We start from the raw sequence: 23,581 nt of genomic DNA on the forward strand, positions 1-23,581 counted from the left end.
CCGTTTCCCAATTTCACTATCTTTGCACCCGTGAAAAACTTACAAACACTACTCGACGCCTACCGACAGGATAGCCGCACGAGCAACATCGTACAGGAACTCAAAAACGAGAGCCCCGCCCGGGTGAAGTTGCTCGAATTGGTGGGTGCCCAGCTCGCCTTTGTCATCGAGGGAGTGTACCAGCAATACCCCGCCAATCACCTCATTGTAGCCGACAACAAAGAAGAAGCCGCTTACTGGCAAAACGACTTGGCCGCGCTGTTTGGCAAAAAGCCCGTACATTTTTTCCCCGACTCCTTCAAGCAGCCGCTGCGGTTTGAGGAGTTGAACCAGACCAATGTGCTGGAGCGCACCGAGGTCATCAATGGGGTGAGCAATGCTTCGCGGGGGCAAATCATCGTGACTTACCCCGAGGCACTATTTGAGCGGGTAGTGGCACCGGAGGTGTTGAGCAAAACACGCATCGAAATCGCCAAAGGCGAAAAACTGGATCCCGAGTTTTTGATCCAGGTACTGGTCGAGTACAAATTTACGCGTGAAGAGTTTGTGTTTGAACCCGGCCAGTTTTCCCTGCGGGGCGGCATCATCGATATTTTTTCCTTTGGCAACGACCTGCCCTACCGCGTTGAGCTATTCGACGATGAGGTGGAGAGCATCCGCACCTTCAACCCCTTGAGCCAACTTTCGGCGCAAAACATCAGCAAGGTGTCGATTGTGCCCAACATCAATACCCGCTTCAAACAGGAGGACAAAGTATCGCTGTTTCGGGTACTCAAAGAAGACACGGTCATCTGGATCCACGATTTTCAAATCTTGATCGATCGTTTGCAGCGCTGTTTTGAAGATGCCGAGAAGTTTGCCAAAACCATTTCCATCCTGGACGAAACGGAGCTCGCCGAGGTTTTCCGCGATCGTGCCTTTTTGTACCCCGGAGACGTGGTGGAAGACGTGCGCCAGCACCCCATCGTGCTGCTCTCCAATGCACCGCAGCCACTCACCAGCACCGCCGAGATCAAGTACGGCGGCAAACCCCAGCCCAGTTTCAACCGCAATTTTGACCTGCTGATCGAAAACCTTCACCAAAATAGCGCCGCAGGCTGGACCAATTACCTCTTTACCGAGAACCCCAAGCAGGTTGAACGTTTTTATACCATTTTTGAAGACTTGCGCGCCAAGGTGGAGTTTTTCCCCATCGTGCAGGGTTTGCATCAAGGCTTCGTCGACCCGGCACTCAACATTGTCTGTTACACCGATCACCAGGTTTTTGATCGTTTCCACCGCTACAAACTCCGCCAGGGCTATAGCAAGGAACAGGCCTTGAACCTGCGCCTGCTGCGCGACCTGCAACCCGGCGATTTTGTGACCCACATCGATCACGGTATTGGCCAGTTCAAAGGCCTACAAACCATCAATGTGAGCGGCCACGTGCAGGAATGTGTGCGGCTGGTGTACAAAAACAACGACCTGCTTTACGTCAGCATCAACTCTTTGCACAAAATTGCCAAATACGTTGGCAAGGAGGGCACGCCCCCGCAGCTCAACAAACTGGGTTCCGATGCCTGGCGCAACCTCAAGGCCAAAACCAAAAAGAAGGTCAAGGACATTGCGGGTGAGTTGATCAAACTTTACGCCCAGCGCAAGGCTTCGCCCGGCTTCGCATTCGCCCCCGACAATTACATGCAGGTGGAACTGGAGTCCTCCTTCATTTACGAAGATACGCCCGATCAGTTGCAGGCCACCATCGATACCAAGGCCGACATGACCAAGCCCTACCCCATGGATCGCCTAATCTGTGGCGATGTAGGTTTTGGCAAAACCGAGGTTGCCATTCGGGCGGCCTTCAAGGCGATTTTGGACGGCAAACAAGTTGCGGTGCTGGTGCCCACCACCATCCTCGCGCTGCAACACGCCAAAACCTTTGGCGATCGGCTCAAGGAGTTTTCGGTGACGGTGGATTACATCAACCGCTTCCGTTCGACGGCGGATAAAAAACAAATTTTTCAAAGGCTCAAGGAAGGGAAAATTGACCTGATCATTGGTACCCAGGCGCTGCTGAACCAGGAGGTGAAGTTTAAAGATTTGGGCTTGCTGATCATCGACGAGGAGCAAAAATTTGGGGTAGCTTCCAAGGAAAAACTACGCAATTTCAAAGTCAACGTGGACACGCTGACCTTGACCGCGACACCGATTCCTCGCACCCTGCAATTTTCCCTGATGGCGGCGCGCGACCTTTCCATCATTCGCACCCCGCCACCCAATCGCCAACCGATCCACACCGAAGTGCGGATTTTTAGCGAAGACATCATCAAGGAGGCGATTTATTACGAAGTGAACCGCGGCGGACAGGTGTTTTTTGTACACAACCGGGTCAAAAACCTGGCTGAGGTCGAAATGATGATTCGTCGCCTGTGCCCGGATGTGGAAATAGCGTCCGCGCACGGCCAAATGGAGGCCGACAAACTCGAAAAAACCCTGGTCGACTTCATCGACAAACAATACGATGTACTGGTGTGTACCAACATCATCGAAACCGGCCTGGACATTTCCAACGCCAATACCATCATCATCAACAACGCCCACCAGTTTGGCATGAGCGACCTGCACCAGTTGCGCGGCCGGGTGGGGCGGAGCAACAAAAAGGCCTACTGTTACCTGTTTAGTCCACCCCAATCCACCCTCACCAGCGACGCCCGCAAACGCCTCAAAACGCTAGAGGAATTTTCGGAACTGGGCAGCGGTTTCCACATCGCCATGCGCGACCTCGACATCCGGGGGGCAGGCAACTTGCTGGGTGCGGAGCAAAGTGGCTTCATCGTGGACATTGGTTACGAGACTTACCAAAAAATCCTGGAAGAGGCCATTATCGAACTCAAGGAAACGGACTTTAAGGATGTGTTCGCCGAAGAACTGGAAAAAACGACCCGCCAGTACGTGCGCGACGTTACCATCGAAACCGATGTGGAAATGCTCATCCCTGAAAAATACGTGACCAGCATTCAGGAACGCCTCAACTTGTACACCGAACTGGACCGCCTGGAAACCGAAGATCAAGTGGAAGCTTTCCAGAGCAACCTGCGCGACCGCTTTGGGCGCACGCCTGCTCAGCTGAAGGAACTCTTCGAAGGCCTGCGCCTGCGCTGGACCTGCAAACGCCTGGGTTTTGAACGGGTGATCCTCAAAAATGAAAAACTGCGCTGCTATTTTGTAGAAAATCCGCAGTCAGCGTTTTATGAAAGCCCAATGTTCCACAAGATCGTGGCTTTTGTAGGGGCCAAAGGCAAGGAGCATGGGCTGAGTTTTAAGCAGTCGCATCAGCATTTTATCTTGGTGAAAGATGGAGTGGGGAGTTTGAAGGCGGCGAGGGCGGTGTTGGATGTGATTGGGAAGTATTTGGGGTGAGGTGTCTAATCAAAGAATCCTAACAAGAAACAATAAATGGCCGAAATAACAATAAACATCTATGCCATTATTCTCTTGATGACATTGTTTCAATCTATACTTTTCATGGCTATTTTAATGATTAGAGCTCGTACTGAAAACAATCATTCAGATTTTATTTTAGCGTTACTCATTCTCCTTATGGGATTGTCTACTATTCCTCATCTATTTGGTTGGATGGGAATAGGTGTTTTGTGGAATCAACTGACGTTCTACCCCTGGAATGGCCTGGAATTGGCTGTTTTGCCCACTTCGTTTTTATTTCTGCAAAGTAGGTTAAATAGTCAATGGTGCATAAGTTTTAAGGAGCTGAGGCATTATTGGCTCTACATTATTTATTTTGCCTATCACGTAGCAATAGCCATTCAAGGAAAAGAATTTGCAAAATGGTGGTGGTTCGAGGTAAATAATTGGTATAACATTGATGCCTTATTCAGCTTTTGCAATGTTTTGTTATTCTTCTTTCATATTCGTCGCTTTTTCAAAATCTATCAAGCTTACCAATCCTGGATCGCAGACCGTTATGCAAATTTACCTTTGCTGAGTATTTCATGGATTCGCAATTTCTTAATCGCCTATTTCATTTTTACTACGGTTGATGTCAGTTTGACTTTTATGGAGTTGACAATCGGCGCACAATACGATAAAATGTGGTGGGCTTATTTGATCAATTTAGGCCTAACTTATTACGTCAGTATTTATGGACTGTATAGTCGGCCCGTTTCAACGCTGGATTTTGAAATTCCTAAAATATCTTTGGTCGAAAACAAGATTGCAGAAAACGTAGAGCAACAACATTTTTCTGAGGAAGAGATTAAACACTGGAAACATATTATCCAAACATTCATAGAAACTACACATCCATATCTCAATCCCGAATTGCGTTTATCCGAATTAGCACAGCGCTTCGATCTAAATGTTAGTCACCTTTCAACGCTCATCAACCTTTCTTTCGGGCAAAATTTTAATGACCTCATCAATACTTATCGCATTGAGGCTTTTCTGCAAAGAATAAACGATGGGCAACTACAACACTTTACGCTCAGTAGCATCGCATACGATAGCGGCTTCAATTCTAAAACAACTTTCAATCGGGCTTTCAAAAAGCAGACAGGCTTTTCACCGACCGAATTTTTGAAAAAGAGTCAGGGAACCCCATGAAAAATGTACCGAATAATTATTTGGAGCGGTGAAATCGTAGTTGAATGACACTTTTGTCCTAATCATTTATCATTTTTAAAATTTCAGGAACAATGACAAAAATGCTCATTTTGATTCTCTTCATGTTTTGCTTTATGTTTACAACAAAAGCAAATGATATTATCCTGTCAAAAACTGGCAGTACCCAATTAGACGGTACTTACAAGCCATTCGTTGAACGTAACGGGGCAATGAGTTTCATCAAGGTAACTGAGGGGGTTACCTTTAAAATCTCTCGGTTCAAATTGGGTTGGATGATTTCTGATTCTAACGACAAAGAATATTTTGCAGTAACTGACGAAAGCACACAAATACCAGGTCAAGGATGGGATGTTGGAAGGGCAGGGGTTGGGCTTAATGTTAATTTTGATTTGACTTTTAGAGCCAGTTCAAATGCACAAACCAACGCTTTTTCCATCGCTAACACCCCCTCTTTAGAGGTTAGAATTTACCCTAACCCCACCTTGGGAGCCATAACCGTAGATACAAAGGAAGCAATCCAAAGCCTAAGTCTCACGAATTTGGCCGGACAGGCTTTAATCACGGAACAAGCCAATCGTTTAGATTTATCGAATTTGCCAAGTGGTATTTATAACTTGACGATACAAACTAAAGGTGGGCGAATTGTAAAACGAATTGTAAAACAATAGAGATGAGGGAAAATAGTGAGCTGCTCAAGTCTAAACGTTTGATTAAACCAAGCTCAACCTACATATACTTCATCCTAATCACCACCGAAAAATTCGCATCCCCTACCAAAAACTTAAACTTCTCAAACTTGGGTTTTCTGAGCCCAGTCAGGTAGAAATTTGAAAAACCAAATCCTTCTTTGGGCATCATCACCCCGTAATCCATTTTTTCATTGCTGTTTTCGTCGTCCAAGACGGCGATTCCGTAGGTGCCGCTGGGCAATTGTACGCTGGTGTTCATTTTTCCTTCAGAAAGCTCATTTTTGTTGAGCAGCATAATTTTGGATGCTTTTTCAGCACTAAACCTGGCTTCATCTTTAAAAATACTCAATCGAATCGAGCCTTCTTTGTTCCTGACATGGGTGATGTTTACCGTAATCGTACTACCATTCAGGTTTTCAGTAAAAGCGGGTTGATCCATTACCCACAGCAATGAGATCAGGTTAAGCAAGCAGGTGATCATGATAAATTTATTAATAGACTTGTTGGATGATCAACAGCTTGAGGTAGAAAAGAGTTGTGCAAAGCTTTGTTTTTGACGAAAGGTAAAAAATCGTTCCACGAAAAAATGATCAGCCCCGCAACACCTCCCGCAACCTTTCAGCCTTCAACAAACACTCCGCATACTCCTCCTCGGGATCAGAGTCAAATACAATCGCACCACCCACCTGCAAGGACAAGTACCCACTTTCCTGCTGGTACAACAAACTGCGGATGACCACATTAAAATCAAAGTCACCATTCGGCGCAAAATAACCAATTGCCCCGGAGTACAGCCCCCGGCGGCTCCGCTCCAACTGCTCGATCAATTGCATGCTACGCAGCTTCGGCGCGCCCGTCATAGAGCCCATGGGGAAAGCCCTTTTGATGGCTTCAATGTCCGAAACTTCGGTGGACAAAGTCCCTGTCACCGTCGAAATCATCTGGTGTACGGTGTTGAAGCTGTAAATGCCAAACAGCTCCTCCACATTTACCGTTCCTGGCTGGCAACTGCGGGCCAGGTCATTGCGCACGAGGTCTACGATCATCACGTTTTCGGAGCGATTTTTGGGGCTGAGAAACAATTCGGTTTTGAGCGCAGCGTCTTCTACCTCGGTTTTGCCCCGGCGGATGGTGCCTTTGATCGGTTGGGAAATCAGTTTTTGGACCCGTTTGGCCAAAAAACGCTCTGGGCTCGCACACAGGGCAAAATGCGCTTGCCAGCGAAAAAAAGCGGCGAAGGGTGCCTGCGTTTTAAGCCGCAGGTGTTGAAACAGTGCGAAGGGATCTAAATCGCAGGTGGGATGATAAAACTCCTGGCAGAAGTTCATTTCATAAATATTCCCCCAGCCAATTTCCTGACGAATTTGTTCTACGGTGTGTAGGTAATCTTCTCGCTGGATGCGGGGCAGAAGCTCTATGTTTCCGGCAATCTTGGTAGTTTGGACTTTGGTTTGGTGAATCTCCCGGTAAAGGTCTTCAGGCGCCTGGGTCGCCGAAACAATCGTCAGCACCTGATCCTGCACACTGATGCGGTGTTCGGGTACAAAAAAGCACAAATCTGGCCATTCCATTGGATTGGAATGGCAGGAATCCAACTTTTCCAACTCGTTCTTCAAGTCGTAAGCCAGATAGCCAAAGAGGTATTCCTGCGGATATTGATTTTTGAATTGGGTCAATTGCTCAAAAGCGTCTTCTCCCGCCCGAGCCTGGATGGCGTCCAAACAACCTACTCCAACCAGCAAATCATAAGCCTGATACGCATCATGACGATGCCCATTGGAATCGAGGTAGCTGAATTGTTCAAAACGAGCCAACCACTGGATCAGCTTGGTTTTAAAAGCTTCCAGGGCCGCTGGATCAGCCAGCTTGCTGCGGTAAATACGCCAGGTGGGTGCCGATAGGTCTACCATTCAATGCCGGGTGTGTCTTTTTGCTGCAAGGCTAATCAATGCCGTGCATATACCCTAAACATTTAGAAAGGTTTTTTGTCGCGGAGTCACAAGTGATTTATTTTATAATTCCAAAATTTTCACATCCACCCGTTGATTTTTCGGATCATTTTTCACCGCTGAAACCGGCTGCGTTTTGCCGTATCCCACCATTACCAAGCGCCCTTGTACAACCCCTTTACTGATCAAATAATTCCCGACGGCGGCAGCCCGGCGTTGGGACAAACGGTTACAAAAATTATCTTCACACAAACCATTGGTGTGGCCTCCAATCTCGATGAGTACCGCCGGGTTGTTGGTTAAAAACTTGACCAAATCGTCCAATTGTGGGTGTGAAGCCCGATTGATGATCGTATCGTTGACGGCAAAATTGATGCTTGACATGCGGAAGGTTTGCCCTTTGCTGAGGTCTTCCGTTTTGAGCGTGCTGAAGTTTGGATTGAGCACTACTTTGGCCTCCGCCACGGGTGGCTGAATCGGTGCAGGTGGAGGGGTGGTGACAACGGGATTGACGATGCTGTCCTTTTTAGGTGGGGTCACCTTGGCTACTTCCGGTTTTTCCTCACAATCTTCGGTGATGGGGGTGATCGGCGAGGCATTGTCCAGCAAGAGGTTGCCGTTGTAAGGGAATAAATTCGGCGTTTTGTAAAAAGCCTCAAAGGTAATGTGCGTATAATCGCCCGTAGGCTCAAAGCGAAAGTTGTACTCCAACCAGCGGAAATGTACAATCAGGTTTGTTTCAGCCAATAAGAACTGGCGGTCACAAGCCGAAAAACCGCCATAAATGCGGAGTTTGGCCGGGGTGCCATAATTGGCTTGCCCTCCTTTGGCTTCACTTTGGCCAATGTATTTTTCACTACGCGCCAGGAAAATTTTGAACTCGTAACACTTGCCCCCTTTCAGTGGCTTGCTCAGTTTTTGACTGATTTTTTCCCAGGTTTCGTTGTCGCGCACCACCATGGCCATGTAGGTCTTGCCATGCTGAGCCGGAGTAGTCACCCCAAAATCGCCGCTGGGTTGGATATCAGGTGCCAGGGTTGCATCCGCGTTACAATTCACCCAACCTTTGGGCAAATGATTGGCCTGGGGTACATCTTCAAACGAAGGATTTTGCAGATAAATCAAGGTGTCTTGTGCAAAAACACCAGACCCTACTGTGCTGAACAATACGGCTACAGCTAAAAACAACTTGTACATAAGATGATATTTCAACTACAATTCCAGGATTTTTACCTCCACCCTTTGGTTCAATGGGGCGTTTTTAACCGCTGACAAAGGTTGGGTTTTACCATAACCTTTCACTTGTAGGCGATCGGGATTGGTCCCATGTTTGATTAAATAATTGGCCACAGCTCTGGCCCGGCGCAAAGATAAACTATTGCAATAGGAATCGTCGCACAGACCATTGGTATGACCCCCGATTTCAATCACCACTTTATCATTTTGCTTCAAGAAGTTGTTGAGCTTATCTAAATCCACATAAGAACTGCGGTTTAAGGTGGTGTCATTCACAGTAAAAACAATGGAGCGTATCCTTATGGTTTGTCCCTTGGTAAAATTGTCCAGGGTATCCAGGTTAGGATTCTCGATGACTTTCGGGCCTTTAGGCGTGGTGTTTGCAGTTGTTGAGTTGACCGGAGGTCTTACCGGGTTTGAAACCGGTGGATCCGTGTTTTTAGGGTTGTCTACTGTAGGTTTTCGAGGCCCTCCAGCGGTTTTGGGGCCATTTGAAGTATCTTTTCCAGGAGGAGGGGTTACCGGGGGTTTGTTGGTCACAACGGGTTTTTCCGGTTTTTCCTTACAAGGTACTGCGGTCAGCGCAGAAGCATTGTCCAGCAAGATGTTGCCATTGTAAGGAAACAAATTGGGCGTTTGATAAAATGCCTCAAAGGTGATGTAGGTAAAATCGTCGGTAGGTTCAAACTTGAAATTGAATTGCCGCCAGTTGTAGCTGCCGATCAAGGGCGATTCGGCCAGCAATTGTTGGCGATGGCAAGGTGAAAAACCGCCGTAAATTCGTATTTTGGCGTTGCGCACATAGTTTACCTTTTCGTCGGTCACCCGGCTCTGGCTCAAGTATTGTGGGCTTTTGGCCAAATAAATGCTGAACTCATAACATTTGCCTCCTTCCATGGGTCCAGTCAGGCGTTGGCTGACCCTTTCCCAGGTGGAATTGTCGCGCACCACCAACCCCAGATAGGTATCACCATCTTGCGGCAGCATGGTTACCCCAAACTCCCCGCTGGGTTGTACATCCGGTTCTGACTCTCCGGGAAAGCCACAGTCAATCCAGTCCTTCGGCGTTTGACTGTGTCTAGGGGTATCCTCAAAAGACGCGTTTTTGAGTTGAATCTTTTGCTCCTGGGCTTGCGCAAAGCTGCTGGTTCCTCCGAAAACAAGTACCAGGGCCCCAAAAAAGAATAGTCCACTCCTCATATAACAGTATTTTCGGATAGTTTGCCTAATTGGAAAAGGAACGTTGAAAAAGTGCCAAATGGTCTTTTCTCATACCCAAATTATACCATTTGCATAAAAAAAGAAAGGCTTAGCCGCTGAGAAGAGCTGAAAATTTCAATTTTAACTAAAAATTTCATCCAGACCCTGATCAAAAGCCAAGCCTTTCACTACTACAAAACTACCGTTTCCGGTCAAATTATCACCTTTTCTCTTTCACTTTTTATTGAAAAGCATTGAGGCCGGTCACATCATGGCCCGTAATCAGCAGGTGAATATCGTGAGTGCCCTCATAAGTGAGCACGGTTTCGAGGTTCATCATGTGGCGCATTACCGGGTATTCGTTGGTAATGCCCATGCCTCCGTGGATTTGTCGGGCCTCGCGGGCTACTTCCAGGGCCATGTGTACGTTGTTGCGTTTGGCCATGGAGATTTGCGCAGGGCTAGCTTTGCCCTGGTTGGCCAGGGTGCCGAGGCGCCAAGCCAGCAGTTGAGCTTTGGTGATTTCAGTGATCATTTCCGCCAACTTCTTCTGGGTCAACTGGAACTGACCAATTGGCCGACCAAACTGCATGCGTTCTTTGGAGTAGCGCAGCGCGGAATCGTAACAATCCATGGCGGCACCAATCACGCCCCAAGCGATGCCATAACGGGCTTTGGACAAACAGGACAAAGGTCCTTTCATGCCCTGTACATTGGGCAAGATGTTGCTTTTGGGTACCCGTACATCTTCAAAAACCAATTCCCCGGTAATGGAGGCGCGCAGCGACCATTTGCCATGAATTTCGGGGGCGGAAAAACCCTTCATGTCGCGTTCGACAATCACCCCGCGAACCACTCCACCTTCGTCTTTGGCCCAAACTACGGCTACGTCGGCCAAGGGGGAGTTGGTGATCCACATTTTGGCCCCATTGAGGATGTAGGAATCTCCATCTTCTTTGATGTTGGTCACCATCCCGTTGGGGTTGGAACCATGATCGGGTTCGGTCAGGCCAAAACAGCCGATGAAGTCGCCATTGCCCAGTTTGGGCAGGTATTTGCGGCGTTGCTCTTCCGAGCCAAACCGATAGATTGGGTACATCACCAGGGAGCCTTGTACCGAGGCCATGGAGCGGATCCCGGAATCGCCGCGTTCCAGCTCCTGCATGATGATGCCATAGGCAATTTCATCCATGCCGCCGCCGCCATATTCTTCGGGTAAGCTAGGCCCAAAAGCGCCAATTTCGGCCAGACCTTTGAACAAATGAGTAGGGCACTGCGCCCGATCTGCATATTCTTCAATGATGGGAGTTACTTCTTGTTTGACCCAGGTACGCACTGCATCGCGGGCTAAGAGATGGTCTTCGCTGAGCAGCTCATCAATGTTGTAATAATCGTGCCCCTGAAAGCGATCCTCACGTGCTCGCTTCTGAATTGGCGGTGTGCTCGCCCCATTTTCTAAGGACATACTGTTTGTTTTTTGTGGTTAGGATTTTAATAATTCATTCAATCTACAAAAATACGGATTTATCCTGCTCAGTTTTAGTATTTTCGCGCCGTTAAATCCGCTTTTATGACGACGATTGCACTGGAGGGTATGCAGTTTTTTGCCAATCATGGCTATTACGAGGAAGAACAGGTTACCAGCACCTATTTTATCGTAGATGTTTACGTGCAAATTGGGGACAAAAGTATGCGTGAGGTGACGATTGCCGACGACCTCACTGGCACCGTCAATTACGAAATGATCTACGAGATTTGCAAAATGGAAATGAAAAAAACGACCCGCCTGATCGAAACCCTGGCGCAGCGCATTTACAATCGGCTAAAAATGCAATTTCCCTTTGCCACTAAAATCGAAGTGAAATTGAGTAAAAAGAATCCCCCCTTGGCTGGCGTAGTGGATCGGGCCTATGTGCACATCAGCTAAAATCAAATTGGCCTACTTTTTTCAAGCAACCATTTCAACTCTTCCTCGCTAAGCAAAGGCGACAGCTCCCTTACTACTCGCTCGTGGTAAACATTCAGCCACTGCACCTCTGCAGCAGTCAACAAATGCTGCTCAATCAAGTTCAGATCAATCGGAAACAGACTCAAGGTATCAAAGTGCAAAAACTCGCCGTATTCACTCTCCACGTGCGGCGCACAAAGGATCAGGTTTTCGATCCGAATGCCGTATTCATTGGCGAGGTAAAAACCGGGTTCATTCGAACAAATGTGGCCAGGCTCTAGGGCAGTTGTGCCTCTGCTGGTCGTAGCATTGCTGGCAAAACCCTGTGGGGGCTCGTGTACACTCAGGAATGCGCCAACGCCATGTCCGGTGCCGTGGTTGTAATTCAGGGCGTGCTGCCAGAGGGGTTGCCGGGCCAGGGCATCCAGTTGCATGCCGTTGGTACCTCGGGGGAATACCGCGCTGCTCAGGGCAATCATCCCTTTGAGCACCAAGGTGAAATGTAGGCGCTGTTGTGCGCTTGGTTCACTCAACGCGATGGTTCGGGTGATGTCGGTGGTGCCATCGCGGTACTGTGCCCCACAATCAACCAACAGAATCCCCTCGGGTTTGATGCGCGCCGATCCCTCCTGGGCGGGGCGATAGTGAATGATGGCGCCATTGCCTTGGTAGCCAATGATGGCCGGAAAACTTTCGCTGACGTAATCGCTTTGTTCGGCGCGAGAGGCGGCAATTTTTTGGGCAAAATCGTACTCACTCGGCGTCTCACCCTTGGCTAAGGCCGCTTCCAACCAGCGAAAAGCCTGCAAAAGTGCCACACTGTCCTTGCGCATGGCGCCTTTAAAATGGTAGATTTCCGCGTGGTTTTTGATGGCTTTCTGTCGCCGGATTAGGTGCTCTCCCTCTTTGATGCGCACTTTGCTCAGCAAGTGGTACAGGTGCCCGCTGCAAGAGCCTGCATCGATTAAAATGGTGTCGCGGGCACTCATTTCGGCGCAGAACCCATCGATGCCCGTGTAGAGCATCAAGCGGACTTTATCCTGCTGCAATTGGGTATAAATATCGGCAGGCACTTTGGCAGAATGGATGAACAAGCAGGCATCTTCCAAACCTACGATCAGGTAAGCTACAAACACAGGCGTGTAGGCCACGTCGCTGCCGCGCAGGTTGAGCAGCCAGGCGATGTCTTCGAGGGTACACACCAGGTGCTGGGTGCAGCCTAGGGCTTGCATTTCGATGCGCAGCGCCTGCAACTTTTCCGCCCGACTCAGCCCAGCAAAATAGGTATCTTGCTCAAAAACAGGGTTGAGAGGCAAGGCCGGGCGCGCTTCCCAGAGTGGCCCTAACAAATCGAGCTGGGTATCAAATTCGATGCCTTTGGCCGCAAAACGTTTTTCGATGTAGCGCTGCTGTTGTATGCTGAAGAGTTTGCCATCCCCAGCCACCACCGCACCCGCAGGCAAGTTGGCCACCAACCAGTCGATGTGCTCGGGGGCATGGGGCACTTGTTGCTTTTTGAGCACAAAGGGGCCGCCAGCCAGTTCTTGTTCCGCCTGAAGAAAGTAACGCCCATCGGTCCAAACCTGCGCCTCAGTGGCCGTAATCACCAGCGTACCCGCTGAACCCGTAAAGCCAGACAACCATTCGCGGAGCTTCCAATATTCGGGCACGTATTCGCTTTGGTGCGGGTCGTTGCTGGGCACGATGTAAGCAGCGATTTCCTGGCGTTGGAGGGCAGTGCGAAGGGCGGCAAGGGCGGTGCGTGGCATGGTTGTGTTTTTGGGGCTTAAAGCTATTGGTAAAAGTTCAAAAAGGAGTAAAACTTTAGGAGTAAATTCATGGCTTTGCTAAGGTGTCCCTTTAGTGTCTTAAGTTTCTTAGGTGGTAAAAAAATTATTTCACCACCTAAGAAACCTAAGACACTAAAGGAATCACCTCAGGATTTAATTTGCTAGTTTAAACCGACCCCGCACGTTTACCCCATCCTTTCCCCAAATAGTCAAATAATACCTCCCTGCCTCCATCTTTTTCCCCGCCGTCAAAAGCAAGCTGCTTCCCTTGACCTGAAAATCCACCGGAATCATCACTCCTTGTTCATTCGCCAGCGACAATGAACCTGCTTGAACGCCCGTTGGCAAGTTCAATTGCAATGCCCCCTTTTTTTGCCCCGGTTTTACCACCAAATCAATGACCTGCTCTGGTATCACCTGCAAACGCCCGGCCTCTTCCAGCTTGAAAAACTGATCCACCACCAACTGACTGAATACATCGACCTGCCCCGAAGGCCAAAAGACCCGCATGGAGTCGATCAGCAGTGCTGAGCCCAATCCAAAATGCGCCCGCAGGTCATTGTGTCCCTGAAAATTATTGTGCGCCAACACTTCCCGGGTTTGCCAAAGGCCATTCGCCTTGATGCAAACCCGTGCGCCCAGCGCCGATCGATTGCTGCGGGTACCCTGCAATTTGAGCTGTAACCAATGCCGCTGGCTGCCGCTAACCAACTCATTGCGAAAGAGCGAGCGGGCCGCCCCAGCTCCATTGGTATACAAATCCAGGTCGCCATCGTTGTCGTAATCAGCCAGAGAGACCCCAGCGAGGCCAAAAACCGCAGCGGTAGGGGTTTGGGTTTCGCTTAAATTACCTTTGCCATCATTCCAGTAACAATGCACATAATTGGCGGAATCGCGGGTGAAGAGCGCATCCAGATCGCCATCGTTGTCGAGGTCGGCCCAGTTGTTGCTCAGGTAGCTGCGACGATTGGAAAAAGGGCTGGGCCATGGGACGTATTTGCCGCCCTCATTGCGCCAAAGCCCCGACACCGCACCGCTGTAATTGCTCAGGCACAGATCCAAGTCACCATCATTGTCTACATCGGGAAAATTGTACACCTGCCCATCCTGTGGCTGGTCGAAGGGATAAGTTTTTAGGCGTTTGAACCCAAAAGTGCCCGTTTCTTTGAGCTGATTTTGAAAACAATGGTCAAAACCCGGTCGGCCACCGGGACCGCTGCCAATGAACAAATCCTGATCGCCATCCAAGTCGTAATCGCTCCAGGTTGGAATGGTGAAAGGCCCTAGGGAATCTACAAAAGACCAGCCACTTTGGGCCACAAATTGGCCATCGCTGCCTTGCAAAAAAAACTTACAGGGTGAGGCCGGATTACCATGAAAACCGCGGGCGTGTACAAAAAGCGGATCGAGACGGCCATTGTTGTCGGCATCGGCCAAGGTGGCATCCCAGGCGGGGAAGCTGTCGCGCAGGCCAGGTAGCGCCAGGCTGATGTTGACAAAACCAGCCGCTCCGTCGTTGCGGTACAGCCCGGAATTGCGTGCGGCCAGGATCATATCGGGGTCGCCATCGTTGTCGATGTCACCCCAGGCTGCTCCGGCTGCCCCTTGCGCGCCATGAGTACGGGTTACATCGGGCAATTGGCGGAACTTGCCATTACCTTCGTTGTGGAACAAAAAGCGCTGACAAACCAGCAGATCGGGGCGATTGTCGTCATCCAGATCAATCCAGGCAGCGCCCTTGTAACGAGCCGGAGTATTCTGAAAACTCAGCGCGGGGTTAAGGCTGTCTTTCAAAAGGGAAAATTGGCTTTGGGCCAACAGGCCAAACCAAAAGGCGGAGGCGAGCCAGATAGCGGAGGCCATCCCAAAGGTGCCTCCGCAGCGCAACGGTTTGAATTCTAGTCGGGTGTTCTGCATTCTTTTTTGTCCAAATGTGTACATTCACTGGCAAAGTGGAGTAAACCTGAAACCAGATTTACCCTTTCTTCTTACAAATGTGTATTATTTGCCAAAAAAGAAGCGATGCCGCAGCCCCCTTCACTGGATACCTGGACAATCCTTTTTGCACTCGCCGTTTTTCAGGCCTGGTTCCTCACCCTGGTTTTTTGGCGTAAAGCCGATCGGGAGCGGAGGGGCAACTTGTGGCTGGCACTCTTGTTGTGTGGTTTTGGGTTGATGATGGCCGAATACGTTTTGTGGTGGACGCGGTACATTTACCAGTTTCCCCATTTTGCGATGTTGGGCTTGCAGGTTCCATTTTTGTTTGGCCCGCTTTTGTGGTTTTACCAGCGTTGGGTGTATGAGCGTTACTGGCCGCGCCCGCTAGACTACCTGCTCTTTTTGCCTTTTTGCCTCGCGATCTTGCCTTTTTTGCCCTGGTATTTCAGTTCGGCGGCGTACAAAACCAGTGCTTTACAAAGCCAGGCCATTTACCCTCAGGCTGGCTGGATCAGGTTAGTTTTGTTGTATGCTCGTTTGTTTTACCTGCTCGGCTTTTCGATTTGGATCATCCGTTATGCCTATCGGCAAAGCAAAATCAACAGCAGCATCAATTTTTGGACCCGTGGCCTGGCTTGGGCGTTTTTGGGTTTTGCCCTTTGTTACAGCAGTTATTTTGTACTGATCCGTTTCTCTTTTTTCAACCTGAGTTGGGATTATCAAATCTCGATGGCCATGACGGTTTTGGTTTTTTTTATTGCCTACGCGGGCTATACGCAGCCAGCGGTATTTGATGGTTTGGGGTGGAAAAACCCGGTACTTGTGAGCAAAAATCCCAGTTCTGCTTTGCCCCAAAGTGTGTTGTCGGCCATCGAACGCAAATTAAAACTGGTAATGGAACAGGAAGAATTGTACCTGGAGGCGGAATTGAGTTTGGAGCAACTGGCGCAGCGCCTGGATGTGTCCAAATACCATCTTTCCCAAACGATCAATGAGGTGATTGGCTGCAATTTTTATGAGTACATCAACAATTTACGGGTGGAAAAAGCGCGGGAGCTACTGCTGAGTGAGGCCGCACCAGAGTTGTCGGTCAAAGAGATCGCCTACCTGGCGGGATTCAACAACAAAGTGTCGTTTTACAATGCGTTCCGCAAAAAATTTGGGCTGGCACCCTTATTGTACAAAGCGGCGATTAAACAACAAGCGACGTCAAACTAAAACGCACCATCCCCTGAGGTGACCCTTCGTTCCTTTAGTTTCTAAGGTGGTGAAAAGAATAGCACTACGAAGCAGGGCCCAATCGCACTAATTCCGTGAATCCTGCCCCCAAGCCAACTTATCCCGCATGGTATCCATAAACCCATAATCGTGCAATTGCACCAGATTGATGGAAAAATCGTTTTTCCGCACCGCCAATTGATGCGCGGAAGTAATGGTTTCAAAACGGGAATCCAAGGTGCAGAGGAAGTTTTCAGCTCGTCCTTCTACATCAAAAGAAATGATCGAATCGTCGGAGATGACCACTGGGCGTACATTGAGGTTGTGGGTAGCTACCGGAGTGATCACAAAATTGCCGGAATTGGGGAAAATAATCGGCCCCCCGCAACTCAAGGAATAGCCCGTGGAACCCGTTGGAGTAGCCACAATGATCCCGTCCGCCCAATAGGTATTCAAGTATGAGCCATTGATGTAAGTGTGGATGGTGATCATGGAGGAGGTATCGCGCTTCAGAATGGTAAAGTCATTGAGTGCAAAACGGGTGTCTCCAAACAAGGGCATGCTGCTTTCGAGGTACAACAAGCCCCGTTCTTCAATGCTGTAACGCCCTTTGGCCAGCAATTGTACGGCGTCGCGGATGCGTTTTTTTTCAATACTCGCCAAAAAGCCCAGGCGCCCGAGGTTGATGCCCAGGATTGGTACCCCCGATTCGCGGACGTGGGTAATGGCGCTCAGGATGGTCCCATCCCCACCCAGTGCGATCAAGAAGTCAAATTTTTTCAGGGTAAAATCGATGTAACCATCAAACTCGCCTACCGGCTTTTGAAACACGATTTTGTCACGCATCAGGTCCAGATATGGGCCGTACACGTATACCGAAATGCCTTCCTCGTGCAAGGCATCAAACAGGCGCTGGATGTGCGGCACATCATGATCCTTCAGCACGTAGGCGTATACGACAACCCGCATCAAATATTCATGTTGAAATGAAAAAAAATCCCCGACTCCCAGAGGTGGTTGAAGCTGTATTCGATTTTAAAAACCTTATCGAAAAAGAATACTGCATCCAGGCCGATCCCTTTGCCCCACAACATCCGATTGGTAAATGAGTTGGCTCCAAAATCAAAAGGATGGTTGACGTAGCCAAAGTCGTTGTTCACGGCCAAATATACTTTAAAAGGTAGTTCCCGCATGCGTTCTACCGGGATGATTTTTCCAAAACAGAGGCGATTGTCCGCAATTTTGACCCGAAAGCTGGTATTGATGATGCCCATGTCCAGTCCGTCGATGACGTAATACTCGTAACCAACCAAATCGTTGTCGGAATAACCAACGGCACGGTTGTCGTTGTAGGGCTGTTGGCTGCGGATGAAGGAGAATTTGGCCCGGCCGATGAAGGAGAAATTCCAACGATTGCCCAAGGGCAAAAACTGGGCGTAACGGCTGCTGAAAGTCAGGGCGCTGCGGTCGTTGGACACGAGACCCAAACCATCTTTTTCCAAAGTAGCTGAAAAATATTGCCCTTCGAGCGGGTAAGGCCGACAGTCGCGCGAATCGTAGGTATACGTATAAGCCAATGAAAAATAGCGTTGGCGGCTCCGCCCTTGCAGGAAAAAATCCGGATTGAGGTCTTTGGCGATTTGATCCATGATTTTGTTGTCCTCGTAGCTAAGCCGGGCTTCGTGCTGTTCGCGCAACTTAGGCCGGTACACCATGGAAAAGCGCGAGCGAAAGCGGTGGTAAGCAAACTTGTCTTCGTCTTTAAAAAACTGCTGGCGATTTTGTGTTGTCGCGTAGTTGATTTCTCGATTTTGTGCAAAGGAAACAGCTGCATCTATGCCCAGGGTCTTTTTCCGGTTGATGAAAGGCAATTTGTACCCCAGGGAATAATTGCGGGTATAGCCATTGGTGAATTTGATCTGAAAACGATCGCGATTGCCCGAAAAGTTGCGGTGTACAAAGTCCATCCCGTAAATGATGCGATCGAGGGAGCGGTTTTGATCCACCCACCACACGTTGAAATTGCGGTCGGCCAACTCAAAATAAGGCGTGGGATAAATGTACCAGCTCTCCGCCAAATCCAGAGCAATACAAATGTGATCGGGCTTGGTAGCACTAGGGGTATGGCTGATGATACCTTCACGGAACATGCCAGTGTTCAGCACCTGTTGTTTGGCCCAGGCAAGGCGGTCCTTTAAATTTTTGCGTAAAATGGTGTCTCCAATCTGGAAGGGAAGTTCGCGGAGGATGACCTGGATATTTGTGCGTTTGTTTCCGTTGATGGCAATACTATCTACCACCACATACGCATCTTGCGCAATGGCCCCGGTAACAAAAAACCAGAAACAAAGTGACAATACAAATCGCATACTTTGAAATTGGAAGTGGGCCTCTAACTAAGAGCGGTAATATACAGATTTCCGAGGAAAGTCAGAAGAAAATTTAGTGTTATTGGTCGCCTGCCAAACTTTTGAGAGTGAAAAGTGAAGAGTGAAGGGTGAAAAATTATGTGGCGCTGGAATTGACTGGTGCCCACTTTTCACTTTTCACTTTTCACTTCCCGCTCCCCATAGTGTACCAGCTTGGACCAACGCATCGCCGGCCGCTCAATGAGCTGATAAAAACCATAAGCCAACGAGAGGGTAAAAGCAAACAGGAAAATGACAAAGACCAAACGCGGCCCATCCCCTTCGATATAGCGGGCTGCCAGGGGAATCAACTTTTTGCCTAGCGGCAAATGGATCAGGTACAAGGAATAAGAAATCATGCCCAACCAACGCAAGCCGCGTATTTTTAAATCTGGCCAAAAGGCAATCAATAACCAAGGGATAAATCCAGCCACGAGGTATTGCAGACTAAACTTGTACTCGATGACCCAAAAAACGATGGCTGAAAAAAGGTAAAATTCCCAGGGCTTCAGCTGGCCATCAAAACGCCGAAACAGGGCAAATCCCAGAATGAAAAACATGCTGTAATCGAAAAAAAAGGCGGGTTGATTGGTAAATATTGTAATGGTTAGGAGCCCCGCAGCCGTAAACCAAAAGGACAAGCTGCGTTTATGAAAGAGCAAAGGATAGAGGAGCCCCACCAAAATGTAGTATTGAAACTCTACACCCAGTGTCCAGTACACCCCATTGAGCCATTGGTTGGGCGGAAAGAAAGGAATCAAATACCCAAAATGCAGGAACAAGCGCGACCAGGATACCTTGAAAGATGGAACCAACCACAAAGTAGCCAATACATTTAAGCCCAGTACAAACAAGATGCTCAACCAAAAAGGTGGGTCAATCCGCGCCCAGCGTTTCAGCATGAACAGCGGAAAATCGCGCCAGCGGTAGTGGCTCCGCGCCATGGAATAAGGGATGATGAACCCAGAAATGACAAAAAAGATTTCCACCCCCAACCAGCCTTTGCCCGTAATGGCTTTGATCCAGTTGGCTTCGGAAATGAAGTTGTTGTGGCCATTGGTAAAATGGTACAAACAAACCACCGCAGAAGCCAGGCCGCGCAACAATTCGATGCTGGCAATGTTGGCGTTTTGTGGCTTAGCGGCCTGGTCGGAAAGGGTATTGTTTTCGGACATTATTTCAATTCCAGAGAGAAACGAATCTTCTGTTCGGGTTCGTCTTCGCCACGGGTGCGCACTTCGGACAGTTTTTCAATGATGTCCATACCTTTAGTTACTTCACCAAATACGGTATATTTTCCATCGAGGTTGGGGGCACCACCGATGGTTTCAAAAATTTTGAGCTGTTCAGGATTGTAGTTTTCGGCCAACTCTTCCAGGTCTTCATTCAAAAAACGCCGACCCCGCACGATGTAAAATTCGGTTGCAGAAGAGTTGTTTTCAGGGTTGCCCTCATCGAAATGCGCCATGGCCAAGGTACCGTATTTGTGCAAGCGATCCGGGCTGGTTTCGTTGGGCACCAGGTAATGGTACTTCCCTTCGGCTTCACTGCCTCCCTGCACCATAAAACTGCTGATGATGCGGTAAAAATGGCCTTGTTTGTAATGGCCTGCCTTGATCATGCGCACAAAATTGGCGCGGTGCAAGGGCGTTTCGGTATAGAAGCGCAGGTGGATATCCCCCTCATTGGTGTGAATGACGGCTTCGGTTTCGGGATTGGTTTTACCATATTCCGTCAATACTTGTGCAACCTGGTCTTGGGGGATTTCCAGGTTTTCGTTTTTGCAAGACCAAAAACAACAGCTCATGCAAACAAAGATGAATAGTACTCTCATAGATGAAGCCAAATTTGGCTACAAAGGTAAGTAAAGCCGATCTACCATGTGATGATTTGTTAGGAACGAAAATGAAATAAAGTAAACCGGTTGACTTGGCTGTTTTTTGATTTGGCAAGGCACGAGGAAGGCGCATAGTGAACTACGCAACTGACGAGTAACGCAGCGAAATCAATAAAGAGCTTGTCAAGTGTTTACTTTATTTTATTTTCGTTCCCTATCTTTGGACTTCAATTTTCCATCATGCAGCTATACGATCAAATTCAGGAAGCCCTGACTTATTTGCGTTCAAAAACGGATTTTGAACCCGATTTTGGAATCATCCTCGGCACTGGCCTCAGCGATTTGGCCCAGGAAATCGACAGGGTGGCCGTTTTTCCTTACAAAGACATCCCTCATTTCCCTATTTCTACGGTGGAAAGCCACAAGGGGGAATTGGTATTTGGCTACCTGGCTGGTCGTAAAGTGGCCGCCATGGCTGGCCGTTTTCACTACTACGAAGGTTACAGCATGCAACAAATCACTTTCCCGGTGCGTGTGATGAAGTTCCTCGGCATTCAGCGCCTCTTCATCAGCAATGCGGCAGGGAGTGTCAATCAGCATATTTATGCCGGGGATTTGGTGTTCCTGAAAGACCACATTAACCTGCAAGCTGACAACCCACTGCGGGGCCACAACGACGAACGCCTGGGGCCTCGTTTTCCCGACATGTTGAATGCCTACGACCGTGCTTTGAATATAAGGGCACTGGAAATTGCGCGTTCCCAAGGGGTTGCGGCGCACGAAGGGGTGTATTTGGGCCTGCAAGGTCCCAATCTGGAAACGCCTGCGGAATACAATTTTGCCCACATGATGGGTGCTGATGTGGTGGGGATGTCTACAGTGCCAGAGGTATTGGTGGCTCGGCACATGAGTTTGCCGATTTTTGTAGCCAGCGTGGCAACGAATCGTTGTTATCCGATTGAGGACATTCGGGAGACGAGTTTGGAGGATGTGGTGACCGTGGCCAAGGGGGCGGAGAAAAGATTGTCGGGGATTATTAAGGTGTTGTTAGCAGAGTTGTAAGTCTGCTAGCGCCGTCTGCCCACGACCCACGACTAAAGTCATGGGGTGGTGCTGTATGTGGCCTCCCACGGATAAATCCGTGGGTTGGCAAGGTTTGAAATAACCTACTTCCGTAACCCCTCAATTATCTTTTTTCTTTCTTCCTGATATGGTGCCGCCGCCAATTCCACCTTTTCAATCACTTCGTTACTCGCCGTTGAAGGGTGCCCACTCTCAAATGGTGGCTGTGGATTGTACTCCATCATCAACTGAATGGCCTCCGCAGTCGTTTGATCGAACAGCGCCGCTGCAATTGTCAGTCCAAAATCGATACCCGCTGTAACGCCGCCACCCGTGATGCGGTTGCGGTCTTGTACCACCCGCTCTGTGCGCACCTCTACCCCAAACTGGCGCAACAAATCCAGCGAAAGCCAGTGTGTAGTCGCCTGATAGCCATCCAATAAACCTGCTGCCGCCAAAATCAAGGCTCCCGTGCACACCGAGGTGACGTAACGTGCTCCTTGACTTTGCTGGCGCAAAAACTGGAGCAGCACTTCGTCCTGCAAACAGTCGTTGATTCCTGGCCCACCGGGTACACAGAGCACATCGAGCTGGGGTGCCGCATCAAAAGTGCTATTGGGCAAGATGGCCAAACCTTTTTCGGTGACAATGGGATCAAGGGTTTTGGCCAAGAGCAAAACCTGCGTTTCTGGCAAACGAGCAAAAACCTCGTAAGGCCCGGTGAGGTCGAGCTGGGTGAGGCGAGGGAAAAGGATGAAACCGATGATCATGTTGATGTCTTAATGTGCTGATGTGCTAATTTGTTAATGTGCTGATGTAGCACTACCCTTTCTCCAAAAACTCCATCACCATCCCATTTAATAGCTCCGGTTGCTCCGCATGTACCCAGTGACTTGCATTGGGTACAGTCTGCAACGTGCTGCGAGGAAAAAGTTCTTGAATGTGCAGGATATCCTCGTCGCGTACATACCGAGATTGTTCCCCCCGAATGAACAAAGCGGGGCCTTCAAATGGATCAGCCTCACTTGGCGGCGCCAAAATCTGGGCATAATCCCGATAAATGATCGGCAAGTTCATTTTCCACTCAAAACCACCTTCTTTGATTCGCGACAGGTTTTTAAGCAAAAACTGCCGTACCCCCCATTCTGGAATGTATTGTTCGAGGACGGCTTCAGCGGCTTGACGGCTTTCCAAGGTGTTGAGGTCAATGGCAAAAAGGGCGGTAAAAATTTCGTCGTGCCCAGGGGCGTAAGCACGAGGTGCAATGTCAACTACGATGAGTTTATCCACCATGTCTGGATAGGTCAATGCGAACTCCATGGCCACTTTACCCCCCATCGAATGCCCCAGGACATGAGCTTTGTGGATCCAGTTTAGCTCCATAAAATCGTGCAAATCCTGCGCCATCGCCGGATAACTCAATCCATCCACATGTGGCGAACGCCCGTGGTTGCGCAAGTCAACGAGGTAGACCAGGTAATGCTCTGCCCAGGATTTAGCCAGGGTTTGCCAATTGTCCAAAGTGCCAAACAGGCCGTGCAACACAATGAGCGGTTCGCCTTGGCCGAGCGATTTATGGTTTAATTCCATTTTGATAAAGGTTGAGGGAGGTTGAGGGAGGTTGAGAAGGTTTAGGCTCCGCAAGCGACTTGGACAAGGACGTGTCAGAGTCGCCTGCGGAGCCTA

The 23,581-nt window shown here is 49.1% G+C and carries 19 protein-coding genes; 6 read left to right on the top strand and 13 right to left on the bottom strand.

The annotated features are described in order from the left end of the window. Positions 1–30 precede the first annotated feature (30 nt). The 3 genes from mfd (at position 31) to ACEW9O_RS04910 (ending at position 5,288) form a co-directional block, all read left to right on the top strand. Positions 31–3,399, top strand: coding sequence for a transcription-repair coupling factor (gene mfd / locus ACEW9O_RS04900; protein ID WP_373549014.1), 3,369 nt, complete (start codon positions 31–33; stop codon positions 3,397–3,399). 105 nt (positions 3,400–3,504) lie between these two features. Continuing rightward, entirely contained in the window at positions 3,505–4,599 is a 1,095-nt protein-coding gene (locus tag ACEW9O_RS04905) for a helix-turn-helix domain-containing protein (protein ID WP_373549015.1), read from the top strand. Positions 4,600–4,691: 92 nt separating this feature from the next. Next, a complete protein-coding gene (locus ACEW9O_RS04910; protein ID WP_373549016.1) occupies positions 4,692–5,288 on the top strand; it encodes a T9SS type A sorting domain-containing protein in 597 nt (198 codons plus the stop codon). 58 nt (positions 5,289–5,346) lie between these two features. Here the strand turns inward: ACEW9O_RS04910 and ACEW9O_RS04915 are convergent, their stop codons facing one another. The 5 genes from ACEW9O_RS04915 to ACEW9O_RS04935 all read right to left on the bottom strand — a co-directional run bounded on the left by ACEW9O_RS04915 (position 5,347) and on the right by ACEW9O_RS04935 (position 11,159). Beyond that, complete coding sequence (locus tag ACEW9O_RS04915) at positions 5,347–5,790, bottom strand: DUF2141 domain-containing protein (RefSeq protein ID WP_373549017.1); 444 nt, start codon at positions 5,788–5,790, stop codon at positions 5,347–5,349. 109 nt (positions 5,791–5,899) lie between these two features. Then, complete coding sequence (locus ACEW9O_RS04920; RefSeq protein WP_373549018.1) at positions 5,900–7,219, bottom strand: anthranilate synthase component I family protein; 1,320 nt, start codon at positions 7,217–7,219, stop codon at positions 5,900–5,902. A gap of 102 nt (positions 7,220–7,321) precedes the next feature. Further along, positions 7,322–8,455: an OmpA family protein gene (locus ACEW9O_RS04925; RefSeq protein ID WP_373549019.1), complete on the bottom strand. Its 1,134-nt coding sequence runs from the start codon at positions 8,453–8,455 to the stop codon at positions 7,322–7,324. A 15-nt stretch (positions 8,456–8,470) separates the two neighbouring features. Further along, positions 8,471–9,694 (bottom strand): OmpA family protein, encoded by a 1,224-nt coding sequence (locus ACEW9O_RS04930; protein WP_373549020.1) that lies wholly within the window; start codon positions 9,692–9,694, stop codon positions 8,471–8,473. 241 nt (positions 9,695–9,935) lie between these two features. Next, entirely contained in the window at positions 9,936–11,159 is a 1,224-nt protein-coding gene (locus ACEW9O_RS04935) for an acyl-CoA dehydrogenase family protein (protein ID WP_373549021.1), read from the bottom strand. Between the two features lie 105 nt (positions 11,160–11,264). On the opposite strand from ACEW9O_RS04935, the gene folB reads away from it, so the two are divergent. Continuing rightward, positions 11,265–11,621: a dihydroneopterin aldolase gene (gene folB, locus ACEW9O_RS04940; RefSeq protein ID WP_373549022.1), complete on the top strand. Its 357-nt coding sequence runs from the start codon at positions 11,265–11,267 to the stop codon at positions 11,619–11,621. A 2-nt stretch (positions 11,622–11,623) separates the two neighbouring features. On the opposite strand, the gene ACEW9O_RS04945 is transcribed toward folB, so the two are convergent. Together ACEW9O_RS04945 and ACEW9O_RS04950 are read right to left on the bottom strand one after the other, a co-directional pair. Beyond that, a complete protein-coding gene (locus ACEW9O_RS04945) occupies positions 11,624–13,411 on the bottom strand; it encodes a M24 family metallopeptidase (protein WP_373549023.1) in 1,788 nt (595 codons plus the stop codon). Between the two features lie 174 nt (positions 13,412–13,585). Continuing rightward, complete coding sequence (locus ACEW9O_RS04950; protein WP_373549024.1) at positions 13,586–15,349, bottom strand: CRTAC1 family protein; 1,764 nt, start codon at positions 15,347–15,349, stop codon at positions 13,586–13,588. Between the two features lie 105 nt (positions 15,350–15,454). Here ACEW9O_RS04950 and ACEW9O_RS04955 point away from each other — a divergent pair, with 105 nt between their 5' ends. Then, a complete protein-coding gene (locus ACEW9O_RS04955) occupies positions 15,455–16,588 on the top strand; it encodes a helix-turn-helix domain-containing protein (RefSeq protein ID WP_373549025.1) in 1,134 nt (377 codons plus the stop codon). An 87-nt stretch (positions 16,589–16,675) separates the two neighbouring features. Here ACEW9O_RS04955 and ACEW9O_RS04960 read toward each other — a convergent pair whose 3' ends face one another. From ACEW9O_RS04960 to ACEW9O_RS04975, 4 genes are all read right to left on the bottom strand, one after another. Then, positions 16,676–17,557, bottom strand: coding sequence for an NAD kinase (locus ACEW9O_RS04960; protein ID WP_373549026.1), 882 nt, complete (start codon positions 17,555–17,557; stop codon positions 16,676–16,678). Next, positions 17,557–18,957, bottom strand: coding sequence for a hypothetical protein (locus ACEW9O_RS04965; protein WP_373549027.1), 1,401 nt, complete (start codon positions 18,955–18,957; stop codon positions 17,557–17,559). The genes ACEW9O_RS04960 and ACEW9O_RS04965 overlap by 1 nt, the downstream gene beginning before the upstream one ends. A 170-nt stretch (positions 18,958–19,127) precedes the next feature. Continuing rightward, the gene (locus ACEW9O_RS04970) at positions 19,128–20,171 is read right to left on the bottom strand and encodes an acyltransferase family protein (protein WP_373549028.1); all 1,044 of its coding nucleotides are present in this window, start codon (positions 20,169–20,171) and stop codon (positions 19,128–19,130) included. Further along, positions 20,171–20,830, bottom strand: coding sequence for a peptidylprolyl isomerase (locus tag ACEW9O_RS04975; protein ID WP_373549029.1), 660 nt, complete (start codon positions 20,828–20,830; stop codon positions 20,171–20,173). Before ACEW9O_RS04975 ends, ACEW9O_RS04970 begins: the two co-directional genes overlap by 1 nt. Positions 20,831–21,073: 243 nt before the next feature. Between ACEW9O_RS04975 and ACEW9O_RS04980 the strand changes: the two genes are divergently transcribed. Beyond that, entirely contained in the window at positions 21,074–21,895 is an 822-nt protein-coding gene (locus ACEW9O_RS04980) for a purine-nucleoside phosphorylase (protein ID WP_373549030.1), read from the top strand. 104 nt (positions 21,896–21,999) lie between these two features. On the opposite strand, the gene ACEW9O_RS04985 is transcribed toward ACEW9O_RS04980, so the two are convergent. Beyond that, the gene (locus ACEW9O_RS04985) at positions 22,000–22,665 is read right to left on the bottom strand and encodes a DJ-1/PfpI family protein (protein ID WP_373549031.1); all 666 of its coding nucleotides are present in this window, start codon (positions 22,663–22,665) and stop codon (positions 22,000–22,002) included. A 52-nt stretch (positions 22,666–22,717) separates the two neighbouring features. Next, on the bottom strand, positions 22,718–23,485 hold the full coding sequence (locus ACEW9O_RS04990; protein WP_373549032.1) for an alpha/beta fold hydrolase: 768 nt from the start codon (positions 23,483–23,485) through the stop codon (positions 22,718–22,720). Positions 23,486–23,581: the final 96 nt, after the last annotated feature.

Origin of the sequence: Haliscomenobacter sp., from assembly GCF_041740695.1 — a bacterium.
In the GTDB taxonomy this organism is placed as follows: Bacteria; Bacteroidota; Bacteroidia; order Chitinophagales; family Saprospiraceae; genus Haliscomenobacter.